Below are 2904 nucleotides of genomic sequence, written 5' to 3' on the forward strand. Positions count from 1 at the left end.
GGCGGGGGGCGCGGACTGCTCCGCCGGGGCGCTCACGCCGGGCTCCCGGCCCGGACCTGCAGCCCCTTGTCCCGCATGATCGCGATGGTCTGCTCCTGCACGTCGGGCATGGCGTCGACGATGGCGCGCCCCCCGGTGCCGCGTTCGCGGAAGACCGTCGAGAGCGCGTCGTTGAGCTCCAGGTAGATGGGTGACCAGATCCAGTCCGGGTTCTGCGCGTCCGCGGCGGGCACGAAGACCTCCTCGTTGTAGTTCTGGCCCCCGAAGAACTCCGACGGCTCGCTGCGCGACCTGCCGATGTAGTCGGGGGAGGTCGACCAGCCGATGCCGCAGTTCTCGATCTGCGCGTCGATGGACCGCGGGTCGGTCGTCATCCAGTGCAGGAACCGCGCGGCCTCCGCCGGGTGCTCGGAGGTGGCCAGCACGGCAGCCGTGGAGCCGCCCAGCGTGGCGGAGGGGTACCCGGTGTCCGGCCAGACCGGCATCGGCGCCACCCTCCACAGCCCCTCGGTGCCGCCGACGCTCTGCACGAGGGCGTCACCCCACGAGCCCGTGGTCACCGCGGCGATGGACCCCTTGGCGACGGCGGCGGTCCACCCCGAGGAGAAGGGGGCCAGGGCGGTGTTGAACAGGTCCTCGGCGAAGGCCGCGTCCATGAACTCCGCGACCATCCGGGTGGGCCCGCCGGCGAGGTCGACGACCCACTCGGTGCCGTCGGTGCTGAACCACGCCGCCCCGGCCTGCATGCAGAAGCTGGTGAAGTTGCCGGGGTCGTTGATCCCGAAGCCCTCCAGCCGGTTCGCGGGATCGGCGTCCTTCACCGTGCGGGCCAGGTCCGCCCACTCCGGCCAGGTCGCGGGGGGCGTCCCGCCGACGGCGTCGAGGACGTCGCTGCGGTAGAAGAAGCCCATCGGGCCGGTGTCGGTCGGGACGCCGAAGATGCCGTCGCCGACCATGACGCGCGAGAGGTCACCCTCCCGGTAGTCCCCGAGGAGGTCCCCGTAGCCGTACCGGGAGAGGTCGACCAGGCCGTTCTGCAGCAGGAAGCTGGGCAGGAGCTGGAACTCCACCTGGGCGATGTCGGCGCCGCCGCCCGCGGCGAGGGCGGCGAACATGCGGGTGTACCCGCCGGAGTTGCCGGCGCCCGACCACACCGCCTCGACCTGGACGTCGGGGTTCTCCGCGTTCCAGATGTCGCAGACCGACTGCAGGTCCTTCAGCCAGGCCCAGTAGGTCAGGGTGATCGGTCCGTCCGCCGGTGGCTTGACCGGTTGCTGGTTCGCCGACTCGGCCCCGGCGCCGACGGCGCACCCGCCGAGCGTGAGCGCGCCGGCGCCCAGGGCGGCGCCGAGCACACCGCGTCGTGTCGTCTGCACGAGCACTCCTCGTCATCGAGAGAGTCAGGAGCTTGCAGGGAACCACGCTACCCGCCCCCGGGCAACGACCCTCGCCGGACTGCGGCCGATTCGTCACCTCCGCCCGGGCGGCCGGCGCGTCCTCGGGCCTTGCCGGTGGTGCTGCGGCGGTGGAAGCTGGGCACCCCCGTCCGCTCGGAGGCAGTCATGGGCAAGCTGATCTACGCGGCCAACACCTCCCTCGACGGCTACCTGGAGGACGAGGACGGCTCCTTCGACTGGGCGGTGCCGAGCGAGGAGGTCCACGCGTTCTGGAACGAGCACGAGCGGGGCATCGGCACCTCGCTCTACGGCCGGCGCATGTACGAGGCCATGCGCGTCTGGGAGGACGACGACTGGTTGAACGGTGAACCGGCCGTCGTCCGCGACTACGCGGGCATCTGGCGCGATGCCGACAAGGTCGTCTACTCCGCCACGCTGCAGGAGGTGTCGACGGCGCGCACGCGGATCGAGCGGCGCTTCGACCCCGAGGCGGTGCGAGCGCTCAAGGACGCCTCCGACGCGGACCTGAGCGTCGGTGGCGCCGCCCTGGGGGCGCAGGCCTTCCGGCACGGCCTGGTCGACGAGTGCGTGCTGCTCCTGTGCCCCGTGCTCGTCGGCGGCGGCAAGCCGGCGCTGCCCGGGGGCGTGCGCCTCGACCTGGAGCTGCTGGAGCACCACAGGTTCGACAACGGCGTGCTGCACGTGCGCCACGCCGTGCGCACCCGTGCCTGAGGGCCACCCGGCACCTGCCTGACGTCGCGGCGCGCGCAGGCGCGTCCCCGCAGCGCGCGGTGAGGGACCGCGCGGCTACCGGTGCGTCGTCGCGGTGAGCGTGCCGAGGACGTCGAGGTAGCCGCGCAGCGCGGTGCGCACGTCCTCGGTGGTCCAGCTCAGCCCCGCCTGCCCGACGGTGACCTCGGTGAAGGCGAGGCCCGGCGGGAGGCCGGGTTCGCGCCAGGGGCCGGTGAAGAGCGCGGTGCCGGTGCGCTCGGCGTGGCGGGTGGCTGCCTCGGTGAGGACGGCGGCGGGGTGGGGCAGCCACACCTGGAACTGGTGGGTGTGCGGGACGGCGGGGTGCACCGCGGACCAGGCCGGGCCCGCGGCGGCGAGTTCCCGGGCGAGGGCGTCGGCGACCAGCCGGGCGCGGCTGACGTGCTCGGGCAGCCGCGGCAGCTCGTGCGTGAGGCCGTGCAGGGCGGTGAGCACCGCGGGGTGCTGCTGGAAGACGTTGCCGCCGTAGCGGTGGCGCTCCAGCCGCGCCCGCTCGACGAAGTCGGCGGGGCCGGCCAGCGCCGCTCCGGACAGTCCGCGCAGGGACTTGTAGAAGGAGACGTACACGCTGTCGGCGAGGGCGGCGATCTGGTCGAGGGGGTGGCCGAGGTGGGTGGTCGTCTCCCACAGGCGGGCGCCGTCGAGGTGGATGCGCATGCCGCGTGCCCGGGCCGCGTCGGTGACGTCGACCAGCTCCTCCCAGGTGGGGAGCACGAAGCCGGCGTCGCGCAGGGGG

At 73.6% G+C, this 2904-nt stretch carries 3 protein-coding genes; 1 reads left to right on the top strand and 2 read right to left on the bottom strand.

Translation table 11 applies throughout. The annotated features are described in order from the left end of the window. Positions 1-32: 32 nt before the first annotated feature. Positions 33-1376, bottom strand: coding sequence for an extracellular solute-binding protein (locus GTQ99_RS21710; RefSeq protein WP_166617773.1), 1344 nt, complete (start codon positions 1374-1376; stop codon positions 33-35). A 186-nt stretch (positions 1377-1562) separates the two neighbouring features. On the opposite strand from GTQ99_RS21710, the gene GTQ99_RS21715 reads away from it, so the two are divergent. Then, on the top strand, positions 1563-2129 hold the full coding sequence (locus tag GTQ99_RS21715) for a dihydrofolate reductase family protein (RefSeq protein WP_166617774.1): 567 nt from the start codon (positions 1563-1565) through the stop codon (positions 2127-2129). Between the two features lie 75 nt (positions 2130-2204). On the opposite strand, the gene GTQ99_RS21720 is transcribed toward GTQ99_RS21715, so the two are convergent. Beyond that, positions 2205-2904: low specificity L-threonine aldolase (locus tag GTQ99_RS21720; protein WP_166617775.1), on the bottom strand; the 700-nt coding region annotated here is incomplete at its 5' end.

This window comes from Kineococcus vitellinus (assembly GCF_009906315.1).
Lineage (GTDB): Bacteria > Actinomycetota > Actinomycetes > Actinomycetales > Kineococcaceae > Kineococcus > Kineococcus vitellinus.

Bases quoted from the DNA above. Each gene is read 5' to 3' on its own strand.
- GTQ99_RS21715 (WP_166617774.1), top strand. From the start codon at position 1,563: ATGGGCAAGCTGATCTACGCGGCCAACACCTCCCTCGACGGCTACCTG.